The sequence below is a fragment of the Streptomyces sp. NBC_01549 genome, assembly GCF_026339955.1.
Taxonomy (GTDB): domain Bacteria; phylum Actinomycetota; class Actinomycetes; order Streptomycetales; family Streptomycetaceae; genus Streptomyces.
Genome location: NZ_JAPEPW010000001.1, coordinates 6,526,086 through 6,546,630, shown reverse-complemented (window position 1 = coordinate 6,546,630; position 20,545 = coordinate 6,526,086). Strand labels below are relative to the sequence as shown.

Annotated in this window: 24 protein-coding genes and 1 riboswitch; of the genes, 11 read left to right on the top strand and 13 right to left on the bottom strand. The window is 69.8% G+C overall.

From position 1 onward, the window contains the following. Position 1: 1 nt before the first annotated feature. Both OG819_RS29265 and OG819_RS29260 read right to left on the bottom strand, forming a co-directional pair. Positions 2-361: a hypothetical protein gene (locus tag OG819_RS29265; protein ID WP_266651562.1), complete on the bottom strand. Its 360-nt coding sequence runs from the start codon at positions 359-361 to the stop codon at positions 2-4. A gap of 14 nt (positions 362-375) precedes the next feature. After that, a complete protein-coding gene (locus tag OG819_RS29260) occupies positions 376-1,131 on the bottom strand; it encodes a LytTR family DNA-binding domain-containing protein (protein WP_266417012.1) in 756 nt (251 codons plus the stop codon). Positions 1,132-1,250: 119 nt separating this feature from the next. On the opposite strand from OG819_RS29260, the gene OG819_RS29255 reads away from it, so the two are divergent. From OG819_RS29255 to rocD, 3 genes are all read left to right on the top strand, one after another. Continuing rightward, complete coding sequence (locus tag OG819_RS29255; RefSeq protein WP_067378689.1) at positions 1,251-1,763, top strand: Lrp/AsnC family transcriptional regulator; 513 nt, start codon at positions 1,251-1,253, stop codon at positions 1,761-1,763. A 123-nt stretch (positions 1,764-1,886) separates the two neighbouring features. After that, positions 1,887-2,708 carry a dimethylargininase gene (ddaH, locus tag OG819_RS29250; RefSeq protein ID WP_266651561.1) on the top strand — a complete coding sequence of 274 codons (822 nt, stop codon included), beginning with the start codon at positions 1,887-1,889 and terminating at the stop codon, positions 2,706-2,708. Further along, the gene (rocD, locus tag OG819_RS29245) at positions 2,705-3,955 is read left to right on the top strand and encodes an ornithine--oxo-acid transaminase (protein ID WP_266651560.1); all 1,251 of its coding nucleotides are present in this window, start codon (positions 2,705-2,707) and stop codon (positions 3,953-3,955) included. Before ddaH ends, rocD begins: the two co-directional genes overlap by 4 nt. Positions 3,956-4,132: 177 nt before the next feature. On the opposite strand, the gene OG819_RS29240 is transcribed toward rocD, so the two are convergent. Next, the gene (locus OG819_RS29240) at positions 4,133-5,617 is read right to left on the bottom strand and encodes a S8 family serine peptidase (protein ID WP_266622742.1); all 1,485 of its coding nucleotides are present in this window, start codon (positions 5,615-5,617) and stop codon (positions 4,133-4,135) included. A gap of 284 nt (positions 5,618-5,901) precedes the next feature. On the opposite strand from OG819_RS29240, the gene OG819_RS29235 reads away from it, so the two are divergent. Further along, a complete protein-coding gene (locus tag OG819_RS29235; protein ID WP_266416999.1) occupies positions 5,902-6,627 on the top strand; it encodes a 1-acyl-sn-glycerol-3-phosphate acyltransferase in 726 nt (241 codons plus the stop codon). A gap of 61 nt (positions 6,628-6,688) precedes the next feature. Here the strand turns inward: OG819_RS29235 and OG819_RS29230 are convergent, their stop codons facing one another. The 8 genes from OG819_RS29230 to OG819_RS29195 all read right to left on the bottom strand — a co-directional run bounded on the left by OG819_RS29230 (position 6,689) and on the right by OG819_RS29195 (position 13,515). After that, positions 6,689-8,287 (bottom strand): alpha/beta hydrolase, encoded by a 1,599-nt coding sequence (locus tag OG819_RS29230; protein ID WP_266651559.1) that lies wholly within the window; start codon positions 8,285-8,287, stop codon positions 6,689-6,691. Between the two features lie 133 nt (positions 8,288-8,420). Further along, positions 8,421-9,182 carry an urease accessory protein UreD gene (locus tag OG819_RS29225; protein ID WP_266622745.1) on the bottom strand — a complete coding sequence of 254 codons (762 nt, stop codon included), beginning with the start codon at positions 9,180-9,182 and terminating at the stop codon, positions 8,421-8,423. Next, complete coding sequence (gene ureG / locus OG819_RS29220; RefSeq protein ID WP_266416991.1) at positions 9,179-9,856, bottom strand: urease accessory protein UreG; 678 nt, start codon at positions 9,854-9,856, stop codon at positions 9,179-9,181. The genes OG819_RS29225 and ureG overlap by 4 nt, the downstream gene beginning before the upstream one ends. A gap of 93 nt (positions 9,857-9,949) precedes the next feature. After that, positions 9,950-10,624 (bottom strand): urease accessory UreF family protein, encoded by a 675-nt coding sequence (locus OG819_RS29215; protein WP_266651558.1) that lies wholly within the window; start codon positions 10,622-10,624, stop codon positions 9,950-9,952. Then, complete coding sequence (locus tag OG819_RS29210; RefSeq protein WP_266622749.1) at positions 10,624-12,345, bottom strand: urease subunit alpha; 1,722 nt, start codon at positions 12,343-12,345, stop codon at positions 10,624-10,626. The genes OG819_RS29215 and OG819_RS29210 overlap by 1 nt, the downstream gene beginning before the upstream one ends. Further along, entirely contained in the window at positions 12,338-12,649 is a 312-nt protein-coding gene (locus OG819_RS29205) for an urease subunit beta (protein WP_054228979.1), read from the bottom strand. Before OG819_RS29205 ends, OG819_RS29210 begins: the two co-directional genes overlap by 8 nt. Before the next feature lie 16 nt (positions 12,650-12,665). Further along, positions 12,666-12,968, bottom strand: a complete 303-nt coding sequence (locus OG819_RS29200; RefSeq protein WP_054229180.1) for an urease subunit gamma — start codon at positions 12,966-12,968, stop codon at positions 12,666-12,668. Between the two features lie 271 nt (positions 12,969-13,239). Next, entirely contained in the window at positions 13,240-13,515 is a 276-nt protein-coding gene (locus OG819_RS29195) for a type II toxin-antitoxin system Phd/YefM family antitoxin (protein WP_266651557.1), read from the bottom strand. A gap of 134 nt (positions 13,516-13,649) precedes the next feature. On the opposite strand from OG819_RS29195, the gene OG819_RS29190 reads away from it, so the two are divergent. The 5 genes from OG819_RS29190 to OG819_RS29170 all read left to right on the top strand — a co-directional run bounded on the left by OG819_RS29190 (position 13,650) and on the right by OG819_RS29170 (position 16,711). Further along, positions 13,650-13,991 (top strand): twin-arginine translocation signal domain-containing protein, encoded by a 342-nt coding sequence (locus tag OG819_RS29190; RefSeq protein WP_266651556.1) that lies wholly within the window; start codon positions 13,650-13,652, stop codon positions 13,989-13,991. A 132-nt stretch (positions 13,992-14,123) separates the two neighbouring features. Then, entirely contained in the window at positions 14,124-14,780 is a 657-nt protein-coding gene (locus OG819_RS29185) for an ATP-dependent Clp protease proteolytic subunit (protein ID WP_266622757.1), read from the top strand. Positions 14,781-14,787: 7 nt separating this feature from the next. Continuing rightward, on the top strand, positions 14,788-15,093 hold the full coding sequence (locus OG819_RS29180) for a hypothetical protein (RefSeq protein ID WP_266416971.1): 306 nt from the start codon (positions 14,788-14,790) through the stop codon (positions 15,091-15,093). A gap of 346 nt (positions 15,094-15,439) precedes the next feature. Then, positions 15,440-15,625, top strand: a riboswitch (cyclic di-AMP (ydaO/yuaA leader). Positions 15,626-15,628: 3 nt separating this feature from the next. Further along, positions 15,629-16,102 (top strand): C40 family peptidase, encoded by a 474-nt coding sequence (locus OG819_RS29175; protein WP_266622759.1) that lies wholly within the window; start codon positions 15,629-15,631, stop codon positions 16,100-16,102. 87 nt (positions 16,103-16,189) lie between these two features. Next, complete coding sequence (locus OG819_RS29170) at positions 16,190-16,711, top strand: DUF6328 family protein (protein ID WP_266622760.1); 522 nt, start codon at positions 16,190-16,192, stop codon at positions 16,709-16,711. 106 nt (positions 16,712-16,817) lie between these two features. Here the strand turns inward: OG819_RS29170 and OG819_RS29165 are convergent, their stop codons facing one another. Beyond that, positions 16,818-17,276 (bottom strand): ATP-binding protein, encoded by a 459-nt coding sequence (locus OG819_RS29165; protein ID WP_266622762.1) that lies wholly within the window; start codon positions 17,274-17,276, stop codon positions 16,818-16,820. 212 nt (positions 17,277-17,488) lie between these two features. Between OG819_RS29165 and OG819_RS29160 the strand changes: the two genes are divergently transcribed. Continuing rightward, the gene (locus OG819_RS29160) at positions 17,489-18,346 is read left to right on the top strand and encodes a helix-turn-helix transcriptional regulator (protein ID WP_266622764.1); all 858 of its coding nucleotides are present in this window, start codon (positions 17,489-17,491) and stop codon (positions 18,344-18,346) included. A gap of 12 nt (positions 18,347-18,358) precedes the next feature. After that, positions 18,359-18,583, top strand: a complete 225-nt coding sequence (locus OG819_RS29155; RefSeq protein WP_266580722.1) for a DUF397 domain-containing protein — start codon at positions 18,359-18,361, stop codon at positions 18,581-18,583. Here the strand turns inward: OG819_RS29155 and OG819_RS29150 are convergent. Then, a complete protein-coding gene (locus OG819_RS29150; RefSeq protein WP_266651555.1) occupies positions 18,564-19,700 on the bottom strand; it encodes an 8-amino-7-oxononanoate synthase in 1,137 nt (378 codons plus the stop codon). The genes OG819_RS29155 and OG819_RS29150 overlap by 20 nt on opposite strands. Between the last annotated feature and the right edge of the window lie 845 nt (positions 19,701-20,545).

The following is a 20,545-nucleotide window of genomic DNA, read 5'->3' as shown; positions in this document are numbered from 1 at the left end:
CTCAGCGGTCCTCGACCAGGCGCACGAAGTCCTTCTCGTTGCGCTCCGCGCGCCGCACGTACCAGCGGGCGAGCAGTACCAGGGGCGGGTAGACGCAAAAGCCGAGCACGGCCCACTCCAGGCTCTCGCCGTCTGGCATCGCGGCGAAGACCAGCGGCAGTGGCCCTACCAGCAGGACCAGCACGGCGAACACCACGAGTGCCGCGCGGAGTTGGCTGCGCATCAGGGAGCGGACGTAGGTGTGGCCGAGCGTGGTCTGTTCGTCGATCTCGGTCCTGGGCCGGTAGTAGCCGGAGGTGCGGCGGGTGCGCCGGGGCACCCCGGTGACGACCACCCGGCGTTCGGTCGGGTCCTGCGGCACGGTGTTTCCCTCTCTCAGCTCGTGGTGCGGCGCATGAGCAGATCGCGCAGTTCGCGGGTGTGCCGACGGCTGACCTGGAGTTCGACGGAGTCGACGAGGACGCTCACGGTGCCCGCGTCCAGGCGGAGTTCGCCGATGTGGCGCAGGGCGACCAGATGGCGCCGGTGGATGCGGACGAAGCCGCGTGAGCGCCAGCGTTCCTCCAGGGTGGAGAGCGGGATGCGGACGAGATGGCTGCCCTGGGCGGTGTGCAGACGTGCGTAGTCGCCGTGCGCTTCGACGTGGGTGATGTCCTCGACGGCCACGAAGCGGGTGACGCCGCCGAGTTCGACGGATATGTGGTCCGGGTCGGGTTCGTGGACGGGTATCCGCGGTGCGGTGTCCTGGAGTTGGGCGGCCCGCCGCACGGCTTCGGCCAGCCGCTCCCGACGTACCGGCTTGAGGACGTAGTCGACGGCCTTGAGGTCGAAGGCCTGGACGGCGAAGCCCTCGTGGGCGGTGACGAACACGACGAGCGGCGGCGAGGCGAAGCCGGTGAGCAGCCGGGCGAGGTCGAGTCCGTCGAGTCCGGGCATGTGGATGTCCAGGAAGACGACGTCGATGGCCTCGGGCCCGTCGGGTCCGGATTCCAGGGCCCGGTTGATCCGGCGCAGCGCCTCGGTCGCGTCGCTCGCGCCCTCGGCGCTGGAGATCCGGGGATCGGTGTTCAGGAGGTAGAGGAGTTCCTCGAGGGACGGTTGTTCGTCGTCGACGGCGAGCGCGCGCAGCATGAGAGTGGAGTGTAGGAGCGATCGGCATGCCTGGACATGTGCGGGACGTGGACGTCGCCGCCGGACATGCGGACGTTGTCGCTGGTTGTGTGGACGTTGTCGCTGGATACAGTGCCGCCATGAACAGCAAGCCCGCAATGTTCGACGAACTCGACCGCAAGATCATCACGGCCCTGATGGCCAATGCCCGGACGAGCTTCGCCGAGATCGGCACGGCGATCGGACTGTCGGCCACCGCGGTCAAGCGCCGTGTCGACCGGCTCCGCGAGACCGGTGTGATCACCGGGTTCACGGCCACGGTGAAGCCGACGGCGCTGGGCTGGCGCACGGAGGCATACGTCGAGGTGTACTGCGAGGGCGCTGCGCCGCCCCGGCGGCTCGCGGAGGTGGTCCGCAACCATCCGGAGATCACCGCGGCCATGACCGTGACGGGCGGCGCGGACGCCCTGCTGCATGTGCGGGCCACGGATGTGGACCACTTCGAGGAGGTGCTGGAGCGGATCCGCACCGAGCCCTTCATCCGGAAGACGATCAGCTACATGGTGCTGTCGCATCTGCTGCCGGAGGCCCCGGAGGCGGGCGCGACCCACGCGGCCCCCCAGGATGCACTGGACGCATCAAACCTGCGTTGACCTGAGTGATTGCGCAGCGATGCTGCGCACACACGCAGCTCTCGTCTCTTGTCGCCCGTATCCCCCGTTTCCTACCTTGGAGGCACCCCCAGTCGACACCGCAGGAAGCGGAGGTACCTCTCTGTGCCCGACAGCCGTGTGCCGCGCCCTCGGCGCTTCCTCGTCTGTGAACCCAGACACTTCGCCGTGCAGTACGCGATCAATCCCTGGATGCATCCCGACACCCAAGTGGACGTGGATCTGGCCCGTGGCCAGTGGGCGGCGCTGATCAGCGCCTACCGGACCCATGGCCACACCGTGGACACCGTGGAGCCCGTGGCGGATCTCCCGGACATGGTGTTCGCGGCGAACTCCGCGCTCGTCCTGGCGGGCCGGGTCTTCGGCTCGTACTTCCACGCGCCGCAGCGCCGCCCCGAGTCCAACGCGTACGAGACCTGGTTCAAGGCGGCCGGTTTCGACGTCTACCGTCCCGAATCCGTCTGCGAGGGCGAGGGCGACCTCGTCCCGGTGGGCCGGTATGTGCTGGCCGGCACCGGATTCCGTACGACCCCCGAGGCGCACCGCGAGGTGCAGGAGTTCTTCGGCGTCCCGGTGGTCAGCCTCCAGCTGGTGGACCCGCGCTTCTACCATCTGGACACGGCACTCTTCGTCCTGGACGACGGGCCCGAGGCGAACATCGCGTACTACCCGGAGGCGTTCTCACCCGGCAGTCGCGAGGTCCTGGCCCGTCTCTTCCCGGACGCGGTGCTCGCGACCGGTGAGGACGCGCACACCTTCGGCCTGAACTCCGTCTCCGACGGCCGCCACGTCTTCATCGCGCCCCGCGCCGAGGCCCTCGCCGACCGGCTCGCCGGCCACGGCTATGTCCCCGTCCCCGTCGACCTGTCCGAGTTCCACAAGGCCGGCGGTGGCATCAAGTGCTGCACCCAGGAGATCCGCTCATGACCGCTCCCGCCCGTACGCTCGCGTCCTCCGCCGCCGGTCCGCGCTCCTCCGCCGACCTGATCCGCGCCGAGGAGCCCGTCCTCGCGCACAACTACCACCCCCTGCCCGTGGTCGTCGCCCACGCCGAGGGCACCTGGGTCGAGGACGTGGAGGGCCGGCGCTACCTCGACATGCTGGCGGGCTACTCGGCCCTCAATTTCGGCCACCGAAACCCGGTGCTGATCGACGCGGCCCACCGTCAGCTGGATCGGCTGACGCTCACCTCGCGCGCCTTCCACAACGACCGGCTGGCCCAGTTCGCCGAGTCGCTGGCCGAGTTGACCGGCCTGAACATGGTCCTGCCGATGAACACGGGCGCGGAGGCGGTGGAGAGCGCCATCAAGGTGGCCCGCAAGTGGGCGTACGAGGTGAAGGGCGTCGCCCCGGACCGGGCGACGATCGTGGTGGCCGCGGACAACTTCCACGGCCGTACGACGACGATCGTGAGCTTCTCCACGGACGAGACGGCCCGTGCCGGCTTCGGCCCCTTCACCCCGGGCTTCCGCGTCGTCCCGTACAACGACCTCGCCGCGCTGGAAGCGGCCGTCGACGAGACGACGGCGGCCGTGCTGATCGAGCCCATCCAGGGCGAGGCGGGCGTCGTCATCCCGGACGACGGCTACCTGACCGGCGTCCGCGAGCTGACCCGGCGCGCCGGCTGTCTGTTCATCGCGGACGAGATCCAGTCGGGCCTGGGCCGCACCGGCACCACGCTCGCCGTCGAACATGAGGACGTCGTCCCCGACCTTCTCCTCCTGGGCAAGGCACTCGGCGGCGGCATCGTGCCGGTGTCGGCGGTGGTCGGCCGCCGGGACGTGCTCGGGGTGCTGCGGCCCGGCGAGCACGGCTCGACCTTCGGCGGCAACCCGCTGGCCGCGGCGGTCGGCTCCGCGGTCGTCGGACTCCTGGAGACCGGTGAATACCAGAGCAGGGCGGCCGAGTTGGGCGTGGTCCTGCGAGGCGGTCTGACGGCGCTCGTGGGCCGGGGCGTGGAGGGCTTCCGCTCCCGCGGGCTGTGGGCGGGCGTCGACATCGACCCGGCCATCGGCACCGGCCGCGAGATCAGCGAGGGCCTGATGCGCGAGGGAGTCCTGGTCAAGGACACCCACGGATCCACCATCCGACTGGCCCCGCCGCTGACCATCACCGGCGAGGAACTCCAGTCCGCGCTGGGCGCCTTGGAGAAGGTGCTGACGCAGGGGGTCTGACACCGGCACCGTCGGCGGGCGCCTGTTCTGGAAGGCCGGACCCTGTCGGCGCTTCCGCAGCGGCGCGGCACCACCCTCTGCGGAAGTCGTGAGCACTAAAGCGGTTTAGTGTTCACGGCTTCCGGCACACATGCGGGGGAGCCGACATGGCCGACCGCCGGTCGCTCTGCCGGTGCGCTACGGGAACCGTGTGAGGACGAAGTCCAGCGCGGCGCTGACATTCACCAGTCCGGCTCCGGTGGCCTCGTCGGGGCCGGGACGGGCCTGATTCCGGAACCTCGGGTTGCAGGACCCGGTGGTGATGTCCGTGGCTGTCACGGTGAGCGCTTCGGCGACCTGCGCCGGAGTGAGCCCCGGACGGGCTCCGAGCAGTACGGCCACCGCTCCGGCGAGCTGGGGTGCCGCTGCGGACGTGCCCGAGAACAGGGCCCAGCCGTCATGGTCCGACGTGGTGTCGGTCGTGGTGTCGCCGGGGGCCTGCCGGCTCTCCGCGACGTCGATCTCGCAGCCGGGCGGCACCGGCAGCATGAGGTACTGCGCACGCGGCAGCATGCCGACCAGACCGGAGACCTTGGGGACGACGACGCCTTGGACCCAGGGGCTGATGTAGCCACTCGCGTAGTTCGACGCCTGCAGCTTCCCGTCCGGTCCCGCGAAGACGCCGCCGGCCGAGATCACACCGGGGACCTGCGGTTCGATCGAGAACTGGCCGTTGCCCGCGGAGAAGACGACTACGATGCCCTGCTCCACCGCGTCGAGGATCTCCATTCCCCACATCACATCGGTCTGAGCGGGCGATCCGAGCGGAGGGAAGCGCCTGATGTCACCGCCCCACGAGTTCGTCAGCACCTGCGGGTGGTCCGACTTCGCCCGGAGGATGGCCGCCATGGCCGCGGTCAGATGACCCGCCTGATCGCTCGCCCGGTACGGGTGCAGCGTCGCACCGGGCGCCACGGCGAAGATGTTCGCCGATTCACCGGTGCCGTGCCCGACCGGGTCCTCCCTGGGGTCGGCGCCCGGCACGAGGACCACGGTCGGGGCGACGCGGTACGACTGCGCGGCGAAGAACGGATGCCGGAACTGGCCCGTGTCCACCATGGCCACCTGGACGCCACGCCCTGTCTCTCCGTGCTCGTGCGCCTTGGTGGCACCGAGCAGCCTGGCCACGTCGCCCGGCACTTCGAGATGGAATCGGGCGACTCGCGGTGGCGTGCCGGCGACGGGAAGAACGCGCATGGGGATGCGCGGCTGTTCCAGTGCGACGGCCTCGATGGCGTCCTCGCCCGGCACGGCGCCCATTCCGCGGACATCCGGCTGTCGCTCGCCCACGATGTCGAGGTGCGTGACGAAGCGCTCCTGGTTCATCGCGACGCGCTGGCGTTCCTCGTAGGTCTCGACCCTTCCTCCGGTCAGCTGTTCGTACGCCCCCGGTGGGCCGCTCACGGTGAATCCCAGGCGGCTCTCGGCCGTCACGGTCAGCCCTGCGGCCCGCGCGTACTCCTTGGCGCGGTCCCGAGTGCCGTCGTCGGCCCGGAACGGCGCTGCCGACTCGAATCCCACCGCCTCGTGCATCGGCATCTCGCCCTGTGACCGGGCGGAGACGTAGCCGAAGACGGTGTCCGGTGCGTGTGACCCATGACTGGGCGCTGTCGGGAGTGTCATCTGTCCTCCAGAAGCAACCGCCCGGGCGCATACGTCATGGGATCCGGTCACGAGCGCCGAGCGTCGGTCCGGTTCCCCCGCCTCTCCAATCTTCGCATTTGTTGCACACCTCCGCAAAAGATGGTAAGCCGATCACTTGTTCAACTGATGTGGTATGCAGGCCCATCGGGCCGGACCTGGTTCCGCATGGCTCTCCCCGCGCATACACTGGCAGCCCGCGATATGCCGGTTGACCTGCTAGAACGCGGCGGTCGAGCCGATCCGCGCGCGTGAGGAGCGACCCCATGTTCTATTACGTGCTCAAATACGTGCTTTTGGGTCCACTGTTGAGGTTGATGTTCCGGCCCCGGATCGAAGGCCTTGAGCACATACCGGCGTCGGGCCCCGCCATCGTGGCCGGCAACCATCTCTCGTTCTCGGACCACTTCCTCATGCCCGCGATTCTGAAGCGGCGGATCACCTTCCTGGCGAAGGCCGAGTACTTCACGGGGCCCGGTATCAAGGGGCGGCTGACGGCTGCCTTCTTCCGCAGCATCGGACAGATCCCGGTGGACCGCTCCGGCAAGGACGCGGGCCAGGCCGCGATCCGCGAGGGACTGGGCGTGCTGCGCAGGGACGAACTGCTCGGCATCTACCCGGAGGGGACACGTTCGCACGACGGCCGCCTCTACAAGGGCAAGGTCGGCGTCGCGGTGATGGCGCTCAAGGCCGGGGTTCCGGTCATCCCCTGCGCCATGATCGGCACCTTCGAGGCACAGCCGCCGGGTCAGAAGATCCCGAGCCTCCACCCCGTGGTGATCCGCTTCGGGAAGCCCCTGGACTTCTCCCGCTACGCCGGGATGGAGAACGAGAAGGCCATCCTGCGTGCCGTGACCGACGAGATCATGTACGCCATCCTCACCCTCTCCGAGCAGGAGTACGTCGACCGGTACGCGGCCGTCGTCAAGGCGGAGGAGGCGGCCGAGGCCGCGGCGCAGGCCCGCAAGTTCCCGCGGATGCCGTTGAGTTGAGCGAGGTACGGCAGGCAAAAGGGGCGGCCGGATCTCCGGCCGCCCCTCTGTGCGTGGAGTGTTACGGGGTCGGCGTGGCGTGCGGGGTGCACGTCACATCGGCCGCGTCCGTCTTGCCGGTGAGCAAGTAGGAGTCCACCCGGGTGTTGATGCACGGGTTGACCAGGCCGGTCACTCCGTGCGAGCCCGCACCGTTCTCGGTGATCAGGCGGGAACCCTTGAAGCGCTTGTGCAGTTCGACGGCGCCGGGGTACGGGGTGGCGGCGTCACGCGTGGACTGCACGATCAGGACGGCGGGCAGACCCTTGCCGGTCTTGACGTTCACCGGGTTCTGCTGCTTGACCGGCCAGGTCGCGCAGGGCAGGTTCATCCACGCGTTGGCCCACGTCATGAACGGGTAGCTCTTGTGGAGCTTCGTGTTGTCCTTGTCCCACTTCGACCAGCTGGTGGGCCACTTGGCGTCGGTGCACTCGACGGCCGTGTAGACGGCGTTGCCGTTCTCCGAGGCGATGTTGCCCACGGTGTCGGACATGTCGGGGGCTGCGGCGTCGACGAGCGCCTGGGCGTCACCGGCGACGTACTTGCTGAACGCCGTCGCGACCGGCACCCACGACGAGTCGTAGTACGGGGCGCTCTGGAAGAAGGAGATCAGTTCGGCGGGGCCGACGACGCCACCGAGCGGGCTCTTCTTCGCGGTGGCACGCAGCTTCAGCCACTGGTCCTGGACCTTGGCGCGGGTGTCGCCGAGGTGGAAGGCGGCGTCGTTCTTGGCGACCCAGTCCTCCCAGTCCTTCCAGCGGCCCTCGAAGGCGATGTCCTGCTCCAGGTTGGCCTGGTACCAGATGTTCTCCTGCGCCGGGTTGACGACACTGTCGACGACCATGCGGCGGACGTGGCCCGGGAACAGGGTGCCGTAGACGGCTCCGAGGTACGTGCCGTAGGAGACGCCCAGGTAGTTGAGCTTCTTCTCACCGAGTGCGGCCCGGATGACATCCAGGTCGCGGGCGGTGTTGGGCGTGGTCATCTGCGCCAGCATCGCCTTGCCGCTACGCTTGGCACAGCCGTCCGCGTACGCGGCGGCGAGCTTGCGCTGGGCGCGCTTGTCGGCCTCGGAGTCCGGCACCGGGTCGGCCTTGGGCGCCTTCACGAACTCCTGAGGGTCAATGCAGGAGATCGGGGCCGAGTGGCCGACACCGCGCGGGTCGAAGCCCACGAAGTCGTACGCCTTCGAAGTGTTCACCCACAGAGGGGCCTTGGTGGTGACGCGGCGCGGGAAGCGCATGCCCGAACCACCGGGGCCGCCCGGGTTGTAGACGAGCGCGCCCTGGCGCTCCGCCTTGGTCCCGGTGTTCCCGATGCGGTCGACGGCAAGCTTGATCTGCTTGCCGTACGGGTGGGCGTAGTCGAGCGGGACGGACACCCAGCCGCACTGGATCGGCTTCTCGAAGCCCCAGTCCGCAGGGCAGTCCTGCCAGTTGATCCCGGCCTTCGAGGCTCGGGCGGCGGCGATCGCCGCGCCGTGGGCCTCTCGGTCCTGACCGTGACGCGAGTCGGCGGTGGCCGACGGCGCCGCGACGGCTCCGGCTATCAGGGTCGCCGTGACGAGTGCTCCGGCCGAAGCGAACGCGGTCAGGCGTCTCGTCGGTCTCTTAGCCCTCAAGTGGGACCTCCCCGTACATCGTTGCGATTGGTACGGGGATCCTTTCGGCTGTGAGGTCCCTGAGAACAGGGGTGACCGGCCTTCTTTGCCATTCCGATAACCGGAGCACCAAGTACCGTTGAGCGGACCGTACTTATCGGTCGAGCGTGCGCAAGGCCTCGTCCAGGACCCGCCGCAGCAGCAGCGCGTCCGGCGCCAGGGCACTCACCAGTGCCGCGGGCCCGGCGAGCGGCATGAGGGCCGCGTACTCCCCCAGCAGCCGTGCCACCGGCGGCTCCCGCTCGAACTCCGGCCGTACGACGAGGAGTTGCCCCAGAGCCCGATGCCCCCCGAGCATCGCGGGACCGTCCCAGCCGCCGGGTGCACCAGGGCCGCACGACAGCTCCTGGTCCAACAGCGGCCGTTCGTCGAGCCGCACAGTAAGACGGCTGGTGAGCCGCCCGGGTTGCTCGCCGACGCGCCCGAGCACCTGCTCCTCCCGGAAGACGAGCCGGGCGCCCGACCGGAGCTCGACACGCGAGGACACGTACAGGTCACTCCCCTGCGCGGAGATCAACTGCTCCGGCAGCCAGCGTAGTTCGCCCCCCGCGGAGACGTCGAGCCGCACATCGTATCGGGCGTCGCCCTTGGCCTGTCCCGGCAGGGCGATGGTCGCGGCTGCCGACCCGACATGCAGCCGGGCCCCCTCCCCCACTTCCGCCTCCACGGCGAAGCGGTCACCGCCGAGCGGCCCGCTCATCGCCCCGACGAGCATGACCCGTGCCTCGTCCCCGCTCGCCCGTGTGCGCCGCAGCGCGAGCGGCCCCTCGCCCTCCAGCACGGGCAGCGCGGTACCACCGCGCCCGTCGGCCCGTGCGCCGATCCGGGCGGTGGCCCGCACTCCCGCTGTGGTCATGCCGTCCACGCGACCAGTTGCCGCCGCACCCAGTCGGCGACGGCCGTGACCCCGGCCTCGGTGCGCAGCGACTGGAGGACGACGGGCAGCTCGGCCCGCTGCGCCTTGGCGTCGGCGGCCATCCGCCCCAGGTCGGACCCCACGTACGGCGCGAGGTCGGTCTTGTTGACGACGAGCAGATCGGCGGTGGTGACACCGGGCCCGCCCTTGCGCGGAATGTCGTCCCCGCCCGCCACGTCGATGACGAAGATCTGCGCGTCCACCAGTCCCTTGGAGAACGTGGCGGTGAGGTTGTCACCCCCGGACTCGACGAGGATGAGGTCCAACGGCCCCACCTCGTCCTCCAGGTCCTCCACCGCTTCGAGGTTCGCGGAGATGTCGTCCCGGATCGCGGTGTGCGGGCAGGCCCCCGTCTCCACGGCGGTGATCCGCTCCGGCGGCAGCACGGCCTCCCGCAGCAGGAACTCGGCGTCCTCCCGCGTGTAGATGTCGTTCGTGACGACCGCGAGCGACAGTTCCTCGCGCAGCGCCCGGCAGAGCGCGGCGACGGTGGCGGTCTTCCCGGACCCGACGGGCCCACCGAGCCCGACACGCAGCGCGCGCCGCGAGCCGTCGGGCCGGCGAGCGTCGGCGCTGACGGCGGAGGCTCCGTCGTGGATATGGTCAAGATGCACGGTACGGCTCCAGTTTCCTTCAGGCCGATACGGGGGTCTGGGGGCGGAGCCCCCAGGGGACGGGAATGGGTAGGGGCGGCGGGGGCGATCCACCTACGACGCGAAGAGCCGTACAGCCCAGGCGGCATGCGCCTGCGCACTGATCTCCAACAACGGCGCCGACGCCGCCGGCAACGCGTCGACCCCACCGTCGACCACGTTGCGCGCCGCATCGACCGCCGCACACGCGACGACGTCCAGCTCCGGCGCCAGCCGGGCCAGCACCCCTGTGGCGTCGAACGGATCGAGGCTCAGCAACCGCACGGTCGCGGTCGCGGGACCACTGACGCTCTCGTACGCGGAGCAGTACGCGGCGTCCACGGGCCCGAGCCCGGCGGCCCGCGCCGCCAGCCCCAGTACCACCGGCTGATGCGCTCCCTTGGGAAAGGCCCGCGCCAGCGCGTCGAGTTCCCCGGACGGCCAGGTCGCCCGGGCCGCCCGCATCAACTGCCGCCCGAGCCGCCGTGCGGCGACCCGCAGAGCCGGCGACGGCGTACGGGCATCCGCGGCCGAGTCCAGCAGCACCGGATCGACCCCGAGCGCGGCCGCCGCGGCCAGGGCGGCCGACGCCAGCCCCGCCGTGTTGAGGCGCCCCCGGCAGAAGTCCTCCAGGCTCGCCGCCCCGCTGATCCGCCCGGCCTTGACGGCCGCCTCGGCCCCGCCGGAGTGGGCGTGCCCTCCGGCGGGGAAGCGGCCGTCGGCCAGGACGAGTAGTGCCGCGCGGGACATCAGAAGAGGAAGTAACGCTGGGCCATGGGCAGTTCGGCGGCGGGCGTGGCCTCCACCAGCTCCCCGTCGATGTGCACGGCGAAGCTGTCGGGATCGACCCGCACATGCGGCCGGGCGTCGTTCTCCCGCATGTCGGCCTTGGTCACCCCGCGCGTCGACTCGATCGCCACGAACCGCTTCCCCAGCGAGAGCCGCTCCGGGAGCCCGTCCTCGATGGCGAGCGGCGCCACGAAGTTGAACGAGTTCGAGGCGGGTGCCCGTCCGATCGCCCCGAACATCGGCCGGGGCAGGATCGGCTGCGGTGTCGGGATGGACGCGTTGGCGTCGCCCATCTGCGCGTACGCGATCTGCCCGCCCTTGATGACGAGCTGCGGCTTGACCCCGAAGAACGCCGGCTCCCACAGCACGAGGTCGGCGAGCTTGCCGGTCTCGACGGAGCCGATCTCACGGGCGAGGCCCTGCGCGAGCGCCGGGTTGATCGTGTACTTGGCGACATAGCGACGTACGCGGTGATTGTCCGCGCGCCCGTCACCGGGGAGGGCGCCGCGCCGCCGCTTCATCACATGGGCCGTCTGCCAGGTCCGCATGATGACCTCGCCGACCCGCCCCATGGCCTGCGCGTCGGACGAGATGATCGAGATGGCACCCAGATCGTGCAGAACGTCCTCGGCGCCGATGGTCGACGGCCGGATCCGGGACTCGGCGAACGCCAGGTCCTCCGGGACGGCCGCGTTGAGGTGGTGGCAGACCATCAGCATGTCGAGATGTTCCTCGGCGGTGTTGACGGTGTAGGGCCGGGTCGGGTTGGTGGAACTGGGCAGTACGTGCGGCTCGGAGACCACGGTCATGATGTCGGGGGCGTGCCCACCGCCCGCCCCCTCGGTGTGGTACGCGTGGATGCCGCGTCCGCCGATCGCGGCGAGCGTGTCGCCGACGAACCCGGCCTCGTTCAGCGTGTCCGTGTGGATGGCGACCTGGATGCCGGTGCGATCGGCGACGGTCAGCGCGGCGTCGATGACGGCGGGCGTGGAACCCCAGTCCTCGTGCAGCTTGAGACCGAGCGCCCCGCCGCGGATCTGCGACAGCATCGCGTCGCGCGAGACCGTGTTGCCCTTGCCGAGCAGACCGAAGTTGAGCGGGTACTGCTCCATCGCCTCCAGCATCCGGGCGAGGTGCCAGGGGCCAGGAGTGACCGTCGTCGCCTTCGAGCCCTCGGCGGGACCGGTGCCGCCGCCGACCAGCGTCGTGATCCCGGAGGCGAGCGCCTCGTCGGCGATCTGCGGGCAGATCAGGTGGACGTGCGCGTCGATGGCGCCCGCGGTGACGATCCGTCCGTTGCCCGCGATGATCTCGGTCTCGGGGCCGATGACGAGGTCGGGGTGGACCCCGTCCATGGTGTCCGGGTTGCCCGCCTTGCCGATGCCGGTGATCCGGCCGTCGCGGATGCCGACGTCGGCCTTGACGATCCCCCAGTGGTCGACGATCACGACACCCGTGATGACCGTGTCCGGAGTGCCTTCTGCGCGCGTAGCGCGCGCCTGGCCCATGGATTCGCGGATGACCTTGCCGCCGCCGAAGACGGCCTCGTCACCGGCGAGCCCGGGACCGCCGGAACGATCCTCCTCGATCTCGATCAGCAGGTCGGTGTCGGCGAGCCGGATGCGGTCGCCGGTGGTGGGACCGAACAGGTCGGCGTACGCGCCGCGCGAGAGCTCAGGCATCGAGGGCACCTCCGGTCTCACCGCGCAGGCCGGGCACGACACGGGCGCCGGTGAGCGGAACGAGTTCGACGTCGACGGGGATCCCGGGCTCGAAGCGCACGGCCGTGCCGGCGGCGACGTTGAGCCGCTTGCCGCGCGCGGCGGCGCGGTCGAAGTCCAGACCGGGGTTGGCCTCGGCGAAGTGGTAGTGGGAGCCGACCTGGACGGGCCGGTCGGCGGCGTTGAGGACGGTCAGCCGGGTGACCTCGCGGCCCTCGTTGAAGGCGACGGGGCCGTCGGCGAACAGGATCTCTCCGGGAATCATGGCTCTCGCTCCCGCGTCAGACGATCGGGTCGTGGACGGTGACGAGCTTGGTGCCGTCCGGGAAGGTCGCCTCGACCTGGACGTCGTGAATCATCTCGGGGATGCCCTCCATGACGTCGTCCCGGGTGAGGATCTTGCGCCCGGAGGACATCAGCTCGGCGACCGTACGGCCGTCGCGCGCGCCTTCGAGGATGTGCGACGTGATGAGGGCGACGGCCTCCGGGTGGTTCAGTTTCAGCCCGCGGGCCCGTCGCTTCTCGGCCACGTCGGCGGCCACGTGGATCAGCAGCCTCTCTTGCTCGTGCGGGGTCAGTTGCACGGCGTCCCACCTCACAGTCCTCGCTCCGGACCGTGCGGGGTCCGGTGGCCGTAGCCACCAAAACCCCTGGTGGCATGGATGGGCACGCTAGTTGGCCGTCGTTTCGAGGACGTTAACCGGGCTGTGGCCCACGCAAGACCGACGAGAACGCTCCGGGGCCGTCGCCGAGGCCACCGCCCGGCGCGGCGTCGAGGATCGGACCATATACGGCGCTGCCTTCGCGGCCCCGCTTCGGCGCGACCGTCGCCCTCGGACGGGCGCAGGGGCCCTACTAGGCGCCGGGCCCCCGGTGCTCGGCCGCGATACCGAAGCGCTGGCGCTCGCGGGGGGCGGAGGCGACCTCGCGGACGCTGGAGAGGGAGCTGACCACCTGCTCCTCGACGGACTCCGGGAGCTCCTCGAGCCGCTCCAGGTCGGCGGCGGAGACCAGGGCGACGAGGGGCTTGCCGTGCCGCGTCACGACGACGCGCTCGCCTCCGTACACCACCCGGTTGATCAGATCGGCGAGCTCAGCCCTGGCTTGCGTCACCGGAATCTCGTAGGCCATGCCCACCAGCTTAGACCGGACCCCCGGCACCCCCGCAGAGCGGACGATCTCGTTCAGCTCCGCCGAAAACGATGCGTTCGTACGATCAAGCGACCGCCTCATCCGGAGGCGCACATGACAAACCGGAGGGGATCATGTCCAGCATTTCCAGGCGCTCACTGCTGGGGTACTCGGGAACGGCCGCGGCGGGGGCGGTACTCACCACCGGCGGGGCGGCCCAGGCGGCGGAGGCCGACGCCCCCACCGCGGCGGCGGTCGATTTCCCCAACGGCACCGAGTTCAAGGGCAGCGCCTTCACCCCGGGCAGGGAGGGGGGCATCGCGTTCACCTTCAGCGTCGAGGCCATCGAGACCGCCCCGGAGTCCTACCGGATCAGCCCTCTCGAGGTCGCGAACGCCCTCAACGAACTTGCGACGTCGCGCGGCTGGCCGCCCATCACCTTCTACGGGACCCCGGCTCCGGCTCCGCTCGGCTGAACCCACGTCCGTACCGGAAATCCCCGCGGAACAGCTCGTTCCGCGGGGATTTTCGCTGTCAGCCGAGCACCCTTCCTGGCCTCTGTACGTCCTGTACATTTTTTACAGAAACCTTCAGAGGAGGCGCGAGCCATGAATGAACCGTCCGCCCGCCATGTCCTGCCCGAGTTCACCGAGCGCACGAGTGCGGGGCACCGGACCCTGGATCCGTACTCGAAGCTGCTGGACGAGCGGATCGTGTTCCTCGGGACGCCGATCGACGACACCTCGGCGAACGATGTGATGGCGCAGTTCATGCACCTCGAATACCAGGCACCCGACCGGGACATCTCGCTGTACATCAACTCCCCCGGGGGCTCGTTCACCGCGATGACGGCGATCTACGACACGATGCAGTTCGTCAGCTGCGACGTGGAGACCACCTGCCTGGGACAGGCCGCGTCGGCCGCCGCGGTGCTACTGGCCGGCGGCGCGCCGGGCAAGCGGTTCGCGCTGCCGGGGGCCCGGGTGCTGATCCACCAGCCGTCACTTCCCGAGCCGGTACAGGGGCAGGCGAGCGATCTGGCCCTCCAGGCCGAGGAGTTGATGCGCACTCGGCGGCTGCTGGAGGACATGCTCGTACGGCACACGGGGCAGAGTCCTGAACAGGTCTCCGCCGACATCGAGCGGGACAAGATCCTGGACGCACAGGCCGCGTTGACCTACGGACTGGTGGACGGGGTCATCCCCAGCCGCAAGACCTCGCGCACCGCGCCCGGCGCGAGGAACGCCACACCCGACGCGAGGTGATCCGCCGATGGTGCCCGAACTGCCCCCGCTGCCCGCGCTGACGCGTGCCGAGGCCGAGTTGATCGACCGTTACCTCGACGTGGTCGACCTTCTCGGCCGCATCAACCCGGCCAGGCCCGGAGACACCTACCGGGGGCTGCGCGCCGCCCAGGCGCTGGTCGCCAAGGCGGCGGAGCTGCGCGACGCCCTCGCACTGATGCATCAACGGGGCGAGAGCGAGGTGCACGCCCCGACGCTGGCACAGGCCCTGCGTGTCCTCGACGGTGAGCGGCGGGCGGCCCGCATCACCCTGCCACCCGACGCCGACAGTTGACGCATCCCCACCCGGGCCGCCGTGCGTGCCGCGTCGGCGAGGCGTCTGGTCCGGGGCTCAAACGGACCAGATGGCGTACCCCCTGATGGAGTAATCACAGGTCCCTTCGGGGAACCGAAAAAGTTGCGCGACGGGCGTAGCCGCGAGGCGGAATGAGATGCTCCGGTGCTGGTACGAGCGTCGTCGGTGTCCTCAACATCGCCCGAACAGAGGGGTGTCCACCCGAACGGGTGAGTGGTGAGTAACCCCACAAATCGCCGGTTCCGCTCGGATATTCGGACCGTGATGCGTGAAGATCCCTTCCGACGACAAGCCCCCGCCACAGCGGCGGGGCGGTCCGGGCGGACGCCGAGTCCTGCCGCTGCCCGGATGACCGGTCGACAGAAGTGCATCGGCAGGAGTGGAGGACCCAGCACGACGGGTCGCCGGAGAGATCCGGGCGGTCCTTGGGGTGAAGCCGCGCAAGCGGCCGGGCTACTTCGCCAGCCCGAATCCGACAGGTCATCCTTCACAGGCGGCTGACGAAGGGTTGCGCATGACTGCGCTCAATCGTGTCCCGTCGCTGTGGACCCGGGCCGGTACGGCCTCGGCGCTCACCATCGCCGCCGTGGGCGGCAGCCTTGTGGTTCCTGGCGCCGCATCCGACGCCGAAGCGGCCACCTTGGCGACGAAGGCACTCCAGGTCGCGGCCTCCAAGAAGGGTTCCCCGTACCAGTACGGTGCCGCCGGGCCACGCCGCTTCGACTGCTCCGGGCTCACGCTCTACTCGTTCAAGAAGGCGGGCAAGACGCTGCCTCGTACGGCCGCGGCGCAGTACAACAAGACGCACCACATCTCCGCGTCCCACCGCAAGGCCGGAGACCTGGTGTTCTTCCACTCGGGCCGGAACGTGTACCACGTCGGCATCTACGCCGGGAAGGGAAAGATCTGGCACTCCCCGAAGACCGGGGAGGTCGTGAAGCTGCAGAAGATCTGGACGAAGAGCGTCTGGTACGGCCGGGTCAGCTGACCCGGCCGAGGGGGTGCCGTCGGCCGGCACCCCCTCCGGGTCCCGCCCCAGGGCGTGAAAAGTGGCTGGATCGGATACTCGTTCAGCATGGCTGAACCACCCCTCCCCGAGGAACGGCACGAGACGCCCCTCCAGCGCGCCGATCGCAACTTCGGCGAGCTGCTCCAGGAGCTGCGGGTCGCCCAGACCGGTGTGCAGATCCTCTTCGCGTTCCTGCTGACGCTGGCCTTCACCCCGCGCTTCCGGTCCCTCGACACCGTGCAGCGCACCACGTACGTCACCACGCTCCTGCTGGCCGTGGTCGCCGCCGCGCTGTTCACGGCTCCGGCCGCGCTGCACCGGTCGTTGTTCCGGCAGGGTGCGAAGGCGGCCATCGTGCGGGTCTCCTCCGTCCTGGCCAGGATCGGCATGGTTGTGCTCGTGCTGGCGCTGACGGGGTCGGTGCTGCTCGCCGTGGACGTGGCACTGGGACGGGCCGCCGGGATCGCCTCCGGCGCGGCCACCCTGCTCGTCTGTGTGGCGCTGTGGGGCGTCCTGCCCCGCCTGGTGCACCGTGCCGTCGTCAGGGCGGCAGCGGCTCCGAAAGAGGCACCACGCCGAGAAACGTGAGCGCGCGCCGAGCGGCCGCGGCGCCCGGAACAGCGCCCGCGCGGGCGTGAGCGCCCCGGCGACCCCGGGGTACGCGCCCGGGTTACGCCCTGGTGTGCGCCGCTTCTCAGGGCTCTTGTGGGCCCCCGGCCGTCACCGCTTGGGCCGGCACCGTCCAGGGCAGCTCGATGGCGACCGTCTTGCCGCCCTCGCGGGTGGGCTGGACGACCAGTCTGCCGCCGCACTCGGCGGTCAGCCAGCGGATGATCACCATGCCGCGCCCGTTGTCCTGCTGAACCGCGGCGGGCAGGCGTTTCGGGAAGCGCGGATGGCTGTCGGTGACACCGATCCGCAGGTGTTCGTCTCGGTCGAGCCGGACGTCCACCGTGAAGGTGGGCGACTGCCCGAATGTGTGTTGGACGGCGTTGGTGGCTAGTTCTGACACGATCAGGCGTACGGTGTCCGCGACTTCCGCGTCGCATGGCAGGCCCCATTCGGCCAGCACATCGGCGACGAATTTCCGGGCCGCGAAGACCGAGGCGGGATCGCTCGGCAGAGTGACGGATGCTTCCTGGTGATCTGCCATGGCGACGTCGTCCCTTTCCCACGGGACCGGAGTCCGACACGGAGCGGATGGTTCGAGTACGGTCCCAGACCGGTGCTTCGCGCCAGACTGCCATCACTGGGACGGTCACGGGCGCGATCCACCGAGATATGCATATATCTGTCGCTCGATGCGGTGAACTCTGCGACGGCGGAACGTATTTGGGCGGCCCGGAAGGAGTAAGGAGTACGGCCATGCAGCACGGTCCCGCGGTGCGCCGCCGCAAGCTCGGTGCCGAACTGCGCGCGCTGCGCGCCGGTGCGGGTCTCACCAGTGGTGAGGCGGCCCGTATCGTCGGCTGGCACCAGTCGAAGGTGAGCCGGATCGAGACCGGTATCAGTGGGGTGAAACCGGCGGACGTGGAACGCCTGTTGGACGCCTACGTCGTCACGGAGCCCGAGTTACGGGAGCTCCTGGTCGGTCTCGCGGGCTCCGAGGGCAACGGGCGCCATCACTGGTGGCACGCCTACCGCGGCGTCCTGCCGCCCACGTACCGCGACTTCATCAGTCTGGAGTCCCAGGCCAGCGGGATGCGCACGCTGGAGACCTCGGTGGTCCCCGGACTGCTCCAAACACCCGAGTACGCCCGGGAGGTGACCCGGGTCGCCGTCGGCGGGCTCGAGGACGACAAGCTCGACGCGCTCGTCGAGGTCCGCCTCGCCCGGCAGGACGTCCTGCGTTCGAATCCGCCGCTGGAACTGACCGCGGTCCTCGACGAGGCCGTGTTAAGACGCGAGGTCGGCGGTCCCGAGGTGATGGCCCGGCAACTCGATCGTCTGCGGGAGGCCGCCACCCTGCCCCAAGTGCGGCTTCAGGTCCTGCCGTTCGCCGCGGGAGCCCATATCGGAGTCACCGGGCCTTTCGTTATCTTCTCATTTCCGAACACAACTGATCTGGATGTGGTTGTTCTCGACCACTTGACGAGTAGCCTCTACCTCGAGCGGAAAGAAGACCTTCAGGCCTACACCGAGGCCTTCAACGCCCTTCAGTTCCACGCCCTTTCGCCCGAGGACTCGTTGGACTACATCGCCGGGATAGGTGACGGCGCGTAAGGAGGCACCCCCATGACTGCACTGCCTCGGTACGTACCTTCCAGTACTTCACTCCGTGACGTGCGATGGCTGCGCAGCAGCCGCAGTACGGGAATGAACAACTGCGTGGAGACGGCCCGACCCGGCCCAGGACCCTGGGCCGGACTCGTCGCCGTACGCGATTCCAAGAACAAGGCGGGCCCCGCCCTGCTGTTCGCTCCCGCGAGCTGGGAGGGCTTTATCGCCGGACTGAGCTGATCACGTCCACGGCGTGCTCGATCTGCGCGTCGGTGAGGTCCGCGCGAGCGGTCAGCCGCAGGCGTGAGATGCCGTCCGGCACGGACGGGGGGCGGAAGCAGCCGACGGCCAGTCCTGCCTCGCGGCAGTCCGCGGCCCACTGTACGGCCCGTTCGGGGCACGGTGCTCGTACGGAGACCACGGCGGCATCGGGTCGTACGGCTTCCAGGCCCGCCGCGGTCAGCCGGGTGTGCAGCGCCGTCGCCACCTCACGGGCCCGGGCGGCGCGCTCCGGCTCACGGCGCAGCAGTCTGAGCGCCGCGAGGGCCCCGCCGGCCGCCGCGGGCGCGAGACCGGTGTCGAAGATGAAGGTGCGCGCCGCGTTGACCAGGTGGTCGATGACCGGGGCGGGGCCGAGGACGGCGCCGCCCTGGCTGCCGAGCGACTTGGAGAGCGTGGCGGTCGCGACGACGTCCGGCGCGCCCGCGAGCCCCGCCGCCTGCAGGGCGCCCCGGCCGCCGGCGCCCAGGACGCCCAGCCCGTGCGCGTCGTCGACGAGCAGCGCCGCGCCGTATTCGCGGCAGGCGGTGGCGAGTTCGGCCAGCGGGGCCGCGTCGCCGTCCACCGAGAAGACCGTGTCGGACACGGCGACGGCGGGTCCCTCGTGCGTGCCCAGCGCCTTGCGCACGGCGTCGGGGTCGGCGTGCGCCACGACCTGGGTCGCCCCTCGGGCGAGCCGGCAGCCGTCGATGAGGGAGGCGTGGTTGCCCGCGTCCGAGACGACCAGCGAGCCGTGCGGCGCGAGCGTGGTCACGGCGGCGAGGTTGGCCGCGTAGCCGGAGGAGAAGACGAGCGCGGACTCGAAGCCGCAGAAGTCGGCGAGCTCCCGTTCGAGTTCGCCGTGAAGTTCGGTCGTGCCGGAGACGAGCCGCGAGCCGGTCGCACCGGCGCCCCAGCGGTGGGCGGCCGCCGCGGCGGCCGCCGTGATCTCGGGGTGGCGGGCCAGTCCGAGGTAGTCGTTGCCGGCCAGATCCAGAAGGGGTGAGTCGGCGGCACGAGGGCGCAGGGTGCGGACGAGTCCGGCCTGCCCGCGCTGGTACGCCTGCTCGTCGATCCATGCGAACGGCGATCCCGCCATGCTGGTGCCTCCGGGCCCTGGGAGTGGTCGTGAAGGGGTCATGAAGGTGGTCGTTTTGTAGGCAGTGCACAGACCCTAGCGGGGCGACCCGCCGCCCAGGATGTGGCAATACCCACAGCCAGAATTATCAAGCAAAGAATCAACACAGGTCAGAGGCCGTATCACACCCTAGACCGAAGATCGTTTCTCACGGTCTGTCGAGCAATGCTCAAGACCTGTGGATCGGCCTCGGGTTGGCGCGCGAAGGGCGTACCTTCCCGAATGATCCTGTGAGGGTCATCGAGTAGGCCGACGTTGGCGCGTCGGTCGGGAACGCACGCCCGTGCAACGTGAAGTCACATCGCACGCAGAGTCCGCAGGAGAGGAGACGTGCCATGCGGACCTGACCAGTGACCAACGGTCAGTCTCCAGCCTCCGGTGCGCCGGGAGTAATCCCGGAGTGCTAAGCGGAGGTGGTCAAACCCAAGGGCTCGCGGGCCATTCGCGAGCTACAGGTGAAGGGGAAGTCCGAAAGGGTGAGTGAAAACGAACTCCCGTCGACTCGTCGTCAGACTTACACCGCTCAATGGTCGGCACTCGGCGGTGGAATCCTCTAGGGCTGGGAAGCCCAGCATGGCAGGTCCCCATCGGGAAGAGGCCTGTAGGTCACCACGGAGGACGGCGTAAAGGGAGCACCCCACCCGGACGTAACTGCACGATGTGGAACACGGAAACCCCGTACGGGTCCGGCCTCGTCAGCCGGTAAGCCGAAGGTAACGGAAGCCGAACCCCCGTGCGGGAACAGGATGGTCCAAGAAGCGAACGCCACCAGGGCGAAAGCCCAGGGGAAGTGGTCGCCGACCAGG

Excerpts from the sequence above, each read along its gene's own strand:
- OG819_RS29260 (WP_266417012.1), bottom strand. The coding sequence starts at position 1,131 with ATGCTGCGCGCGCTCGCCGTCGACGACGAACAACCGTCCCTCGAGGAA.
- OG819_RS29255 (WP_067378689.1), top strand. The coding sequence starts at position 1,251 with ATGAACAGCAAGCCCGCAATGTTCGACGAACTCGACCGCAAGATCATC.
- rocD (WP_266651560.1), top strand. The coding sequence starts at position 2,705 with ATGACCGCTCCCGCCCGTACGCTCGCGTCCTCCGCCGCCGGTCCGCGC.
- OG819_RS29240 (WP_266622742.1), bottom strand. The coding sequence starts at position 5,617 with ATGACACTCCCGACAGCGCCCAGTCATGGGTCACACGCACCGGACACC.
- OG819_RS29235 (WP_266416999.1), top strand. The coding sequence starts at position 5,902 with ATGTTCTATTACGTGCTCAAATACGTGCTTTTGGGTCCACTGTTGAGG.
- OG819_RS29225 (WP_266622745.1), bottom strand. The coding sequence starts at position 9,182 with ATGACCACAGCGGGAGTGCGGGCCACCGCCCGGATCGGCGCACGGGCC.
- OG819_RS29215 (WP_266651558.1), bottom strand. The coding sequence starts at position 10,624 with ATGTCCCGCGCGGCACTACTCGTCCTGGCCGACGGCCGCTTCCCCGCC.
- OG819_RS29210 (WP_266622749.1), bottom strand. The coding sequence starts at position 12,345 with ATGCCTGAGCTCTCGCGCGGCGCGTACGCCGACCTGTTCGGTCCCACC.
- OG819_RS29205 (WP_054228979.1), bottom strand. The coding sequence starts at position 12,649 with ATGATTCCCGGAGAGATCCTGTTCGCCGACGGCCCCGTCGCCTTCAAC.
- OG819_RS29195 (WP_266651557.1), bottom strand. The coding sequence starts at position 13,515 with ATGGCCTACGAGATTCCGGTGACGCAAGCCAGGGCTGAGCTCGCCGAT.
- OG819_RS29190 (WP_266651556.1), top strand. The coding sequence starts at position 13,650 with ATGTCCAGCATTTCCAGGCGCTCACTGCTGGGGTACTCGGGAACGGCC.
- OG819_RS29185 (WP_266622757.1), top strand. The coding sequence starts at position 14,124 with ATGAATGAACCGTCCGCCCGCCATGTCCTGCCCGAGTTCACCGAGCGC.
- OG819_RS29180 (WP_266416971.1), top strand. The coding sequence starts at position 14,788 with ATGGTGCCCGAACTGCCCCCGCTGCCCGCGCTGACGCGTGCCGAGGCC.
- OG819_RS29175 (WP_266622759.1), top strand. The coding sequence starts at position 15,629 with ATGACTGCGCTCAATCGTGTCCCGTCGCTGTGGACCCGGGCCGGTACG.
- OG819_RS29170 (WP_266622760.1), top strand. The coding sequence starts at position 16,190 with ATGGCTGAACCACCCCTCCCCGAGGAACGGCACGAGACGCCCCTCCAG.
- OG819_RS29165 (WP_266622762.1), bottom strand. The coding sequence starts at position 17,276 with ATGGCAGATCACCAGGAAGCATCCGTCACTCTGCCGAGCGATCCCGCC.
- OG819_RS29160 (WP_266622764.1), top strand. The coding sequence starts at position 17,489 with ATGCAGCACGGTCCCGCGGTGCGCCGCCGCAAGCTCGGTGCCGAACTG.
- OG819_RS29155 (WP_266580722.1), top strand. The coding sequence starts at position 18,359 with ATGACTGCACTGCCTCGGTACGTACCTTCCAGTACTTCACTCCGTGAC.
- OG819_RS29150 (WP_266651555.1), bottom strand. The coding sequence starts at position 19,700 with ATGGCGGGATCGCCGTTCGCATGGATCGACGAGCAGGCGTACCAGCGC.